Annotated in this window: 3 protein-coding genes, 1 pseudogene and 1 riboswitch; of the genes and pseudogenes, 1 reads left to right on the plus strand and 3 read right to left on the minus strand. The window is 71.8% G+C overall.

Going from position 1 to position 4699, the window contains the following annotated elements; all coding sequences use genetic code 11:
- Positions 1-101: 101 nt before the first annotated feature.
- From AB0N03_RS42470 to AB0N03_RS42480, 3 genes and pseudogenes are all read right to left on the minus strand, one after another.
- Positions 102-1106: pseudogene (locus AB0N03_RS42470) on the minus strand (ABC transporter ATP-binding protein); the annotation flags it as partial.
- The gene (locus AB0N03_RS42475; protein WP_364385031.1) at positions 1106-2677 is read right to left on the minus strand and encodes an iron ABC transporter permease; all 1572 of its coding nucleotides are present in this window, start codon (positions 2675-2677) and stop codon (positions 1106-1108) included. The pseudogene AB0N03_RS42470 and the gene AB0N03_RS42475, both read right to left, overlap by 1 nt.
- 44 nt (positions 2678-2721) lie before the next feature.
- Positions 2722-3774 carry a thiamine ABC transporter substrate-binding protein gene (locus AB0N03_RS42480; protein WP_364385001.1) on the minus strand — a complete coding sequence of 351 codons (1053 nt, stop codon included), beginning with the start codon at positions 3772-3774 and terminating at the stop codon, positions 2722-2724.
- A 22-nt stretch (positions 3775-3796) separates the two neighbouring features.
- A riboswitch (TPP riboswitch) is annotated at positions 3797-3905 on the minus strand.
- 32 nt (positions 3906-3937) lie between these two features.
- Here AB0N03_RS42480 and AB0N03_RS42485 point away from each other — a divergent pair.
- Entirely contained in the window at positions 3938-4222 is a 285-nt protein-coding gene (locus AB0N03_RS42485) for a 4a-hydroxytetrahydrobiopterin dehydratase (protein ID WP_364385004.1), read from the plus strand.
- Positions 4223-4699 lie beyond the last annotated feature (477 nt).

Consider the following 4699-nt stretch of genomic DNA (forward strand, 5'->3'; position numbering starts at 1 on the left):
TCGGGCCTGGGGGTGCCCCACCCCCCCCCCCCCCCCCGGCTTGCTTTCTGGTTGGTTTTTGGTTCCGGGGGGTTTCCCCCCCCCCACACCCCCCACGACCGGCCGACCACCGCTACGCCGTGGGGGTCGAGTTCCAGCCGCACCGCGTCCCCGGCGCGCAAATCAGATGCCGCCGGTGCCACCGCGTCCACAGTGGACTCCGCCAGCCGCACCACCAGCCGCACGTGTTCGCGGCGGTGCACCGCCGCCACGACCTCACCCCCGATGCCGGCCGCGGCCGTCCGCAGGGCGTGCGGCCGCAGCCCCAACCGCACCGGGCCGTCCTCGATCTCCGGCAACGCCACCTCCCCCAGCGACGTGTGCACCACGCCGCCCGCCACGACGCCGTCCGCGAACGTCGTCACGCCGAGGAACCGGGCCACGTCGTCGTCCGCCGGATTGCGCCAGACCCGTCGGACCGCGCCCTCCTGGCGGACCTCGCCGGCGTCGAGCACCGCGACCCGGTCGGCCAGCGTGAACGCCTCCTCCTGGTCGTGCGTCACCAGCAACGCCGTGATCTTGCTGCGCCGCAACAGGTCCGCCAGGTCGATGGCCAGCTGCTCGCGCAACCCCGCGTCCAAACCGGACAGTGGCTCGTCGAGCAGCAACAGCCGCGGCTCGGGTGCCAGAGCACGAGCCAGCGCCACTCGCTGCGCCTGGCCACCGGAAAGCTCCGTGACCCGCCGCTTCTCGAAGCCCGACAGCCCGACCAGCGCCAGCAGCTCAGCCACCCGCGATGCCCACTGCGCGCGGGGCACGCCGTGCATCCGCAGGCCGAAAGCGATGTTCGCGGCGACGTCGCGGTGGCCGAACAGCTGGCCGTCCTGGAACACCAGCCCGAACCCGCGCCGGTGCACCGGCACCGCGCCGAGGTCGTCGCCGTCCCAGCTCACCGCGCCGCGCGCCGACGGCTCGAGGCCGGTGATCGCCCGCAGCAGCGTCGACTTCCCCGACCCGGACGGCCCGAGCAGCGCCAGCACCTCACCGTCGGCGATGTCCAGGCGGACGTCGCGCACCGCCGCGAACGATCCGTAGTGGACGGTCAGGTCCCGCACCGACAGCGCCATCAGAACTCTCCCACCCGGCCGCGGCCCAGCCGGTCGTGTCCCAGCCGGTCGATCAGCGTGACCGCCAGCACCGTCACGAGCATCAGCAGCGCGCACGCGGCGTACGCCATCCGGTTGTTCAGCTCTCCCGGACGTCCCATCAGCGACGCGATCGCGACCGGCAGCGTCGGCGCGGTCGGCCGGGCCAGGAAGCTCGTCGCACCGAACTCGCCGAGCGCCACGACGAACCCGAACCCGGCCGCGGCGACCAGCGGCCGCAGCGTCAGCGGCAGGTCGATCTCCCGCCACACCCGCAGCGGGCTCGCGCCGAGCGTCGACGCGGCCTGCCGCAATCGGACATCGACCGAGCGCAGCACCGGCAGCACCATGCGGACGATCAGCGGGATGATCACCAGCGCCTGCGCGAGTGGTACAAGGTAAGGCGACGTCCGGAGGTCGCCGGGCAGCGCGTCGAGCGTCACGAGATAACCGAACCCGACGGTCACCGCGGACACCCCGAGCGGCAGCATCAGCACGGCGTCCATGGTCTCGCCGAGCCCGCGCGCGGCTTTGGCCGGCGACCGGCGCAGCGCCACGAGCACCACGGACGCGAGCACGCCGACGACCATCGCGAGCAGCGTGGCGTCGATCGCCACCTTCAGCGAGTTCACCGCGGCATCCCAGCCGGACACCTGCAGCGCGCCCTTCTCTCCGGTGCTCGTTAACGCTCGATAACCGGCGAGGCTCCAACCATCCGGAGTGGAGACCGACTCGGCGAGCAGCGCGACGATCGGCGTCAGCAGGAGCGTCAGCACGACGCCGGCCGCGCCGACGACCCACCACTCGCCGCCGCGGGGACGACGTGCTCGGGTCGAACCGATCCGGGCGCCGTCCTTGCGCCGCCGCGCCAGCCCGCCGAGCACCAGCGCGGCGACCACGGCCGCGAACTGGATCAGCGAAAGCGCCGCCGCACCCGAGAGGTCGAGCAGGTCGACCGTCCGCAGGTAGATCTCGGTCTCCAGCGTCCGGTAGCGCGCGCCGCCGAGGATCAGCACGACCCCGAAACTCGTGGCGCAGAACAGGAACACGACGGCCGCCGCGGACGCGATCGCGGGGGCCAGCGCGGGCAGCGTCACCGAGCGGAACGCCCGCCACGGCGACGCGCCCAGCGCGCGGGCGGCGTCGGTCGTGCGCGAGTCCAGCCGCGCCCAGAGCCCGGCGACGGTCCGCGCGACGACGGCGACGTTGAAGAACGCGTTGGCCAGCACGATCGGCAGCACGCCGCCGTCCGGCCAGAGGGCCCGGAACGCCAGGCCGACGACGACGGTCGGCAGCACGAACGGCACCAGCACGAGCGTCCGCGCGAGGCCGGCGCCGGGCAGCTTCACCCGGGCCAGCAGGAACGCCACCGGCAGTCCGGCCAGCACCGCCACCACCGTCGACGCGGCCGCGCTCGCGATGGTGAACCCGGCGAGCTGCCACGTCCGCGCGTCGCCGAGGACGTCGTCGAGCCCGCCCGCGGCGAACCCGCGTCCGATGATCGCGAGCACCGGCCAGGCGAAGAACACCACCAGGAACCCGATCGGGGCCAGGCCGAGCAGCGCCAGGCCCAGCCCGCGGGCGGTCCGCGGCGGGCTTACGACTGCACGAGTGTGCGCCATTCGCCGATCCACTTCTCGCGTCCGGCCTGGACCTGGTCCGCCGTCAGCGTCTGCGGCTTCTGCGGCAGCGGCGCGACCTGCGCCCAGCCCGCGGGCAGGTCGACGCCCTGGCGCGCCGGGTAGACGTACATGTTGGCCGCCACGGTCGCCTGGAACTGCTGCGAGAGCAGGAAGTCGACGACCTTGCGCGCGTTCTCGGCCTGCTTGCCGTTCGCCAGCACACCGGCGTACTCGACCTGCCGGTAGCAGGTGTCGAGCAGCGCCTTGGTGCGCGGCTTGCCGTCGTCGCCGACCTCGGCGGCCGGCGAAGAGGCGTACGAGACGACGATCGGGCGCGACCCCTTGCCGGACGAGCCGGAGAAGTCCTTGGTGTAGGCCTCTTCCCAGCCGCTGACCACCTTGAGCCCGTTGGCCTTCAGCTTCGTCCAGTAGTCCTTCCAGCCGGCCTCGCCGTACTTCGCGACGGTGCCGAGGAGGAACGCGAGCCCGGGCGAGGCCGTCGCCGGGTCCTCGGCGACCAGCAGGTCCTTGTACTTCGGGTCGGCGAGGTCGTCGTACGACGCCGGCGCCGGGATGCCCTTCGCCGTGAAGTAGTTCGTGTCGACGTTGACGCAGACGTCACCGACGTCGACGGCGGAGAGCCGGTGCTCGGGGTCGACGGCGTAGCGCTGCGGCCCGCGGTCGGCCTCCGGGCTGGTGTAGGGCTCGAAGACACCCTCGGCGAGCGCGCGCGAGGCGAAGGTCGAGTCGACGCCGTACGCGACGTCGCCGATCGGGTTGGCCTTCGTCAGCACGAGCTTGTTGGTCAGCGAGCCGGCGTCGCCCTGCTTGAGCACGGAGACCTTGATGCCCGACTGCTTCTGGAAGGCGTCGAGCACCTCCTGCGGCGCCAGGAAGGAGTCGTGCGTCACGAGGGTGACGGTGGGCGTCTGCTGCGTGCCACCGTCACCGTCCGACAGCGAGCACCCCGCGGCGACGGCGCTGACGGCGACGATGGCCGTCGCGGCGCGCACAGCCCTGCTTTTCATCTACCCCTCCTGCACTTCACCGGACGAGGAGGGAAAGCCCTCCCTTCGCCGGCATGATCCGGTCAGGTGCGAACGGTCGCGGGTGACCCCGCCTCTCAGCCCGGCTCGACCGGACTCCCGTGGCAACCGTGCAGCGTAGTCCAGGACGCAGGACGATGGAGGCATGACGGAAATCTTGAGCGACTCCGCGGCCGATCATGCTCTGGGCGGCAACTGGACCAGGTCCGGCGCGGTGATCTCCCGCGAGGTGGAACTGGCGAGCTTCCCGCAGGCGATCGAGGTGGTGGACCGCGTGGCGGTGCTGGCCGAGGCCGCCGACCACCACCCCGACATCGACATCCGCTGGCGCACGCTGACGTTCCGGCTCTCGACGCATTCGGCGGGCGGGTTGACGGCGAAGGACTTCTCACTGGCGGCCGAGATCGACTCGGTGCTCGCCGATCTGTGATCTCGGTAACGCTGAGTGCACCTTTGCGACGGTTTGGCGTCTCTCGGTTACCAGACCTTCGGGAGGGAGACGAGATGACTCAGGCAATCGTGGTCGGCACGGCAGCGTTCGCGACGATGGTGGCGGCGGCGGGCGGTGTGCTGTGGTTCACGGTCCGCTCCCGCCGTCACCCGGACGGCTGAGCGCCCTCGGTGAGTTCGCTCACAGCAGCTAACGAACATCAAGATCAGCGCGCTGAGCAGGGCGGAAGCATCGGTTTCGGCCCTAGGAAACGCCATGAACAGCACCGCCGCCCTCACCCCCGCCCAGCGCGCCTGGATCAACGCCCTCGCCCCCGCCGTGGTGCTCATCACGATCGCGTTGATGGGCCTCCTCGGCTAGTTGTATTGACCCGTGAGGTTGGGGACGCGGCTGGCGGGTGGTTTGCCAGCGAGTGCGGTGTGGCCGCGATGGTGATTGTAGGTGTGCAGCCAGCCC

It is taken from the genome of Amycolatopsis sp. NPDC051061 (genome assembly GCF_040682935.1).
In the GTDB taxonomy this organism is placed as follows: domain Bacteria; phylum Actinomycetota; class Actinomycetes; order Mycobacteriales; family Pseudonocardiaceae; genus Amycolatopsis.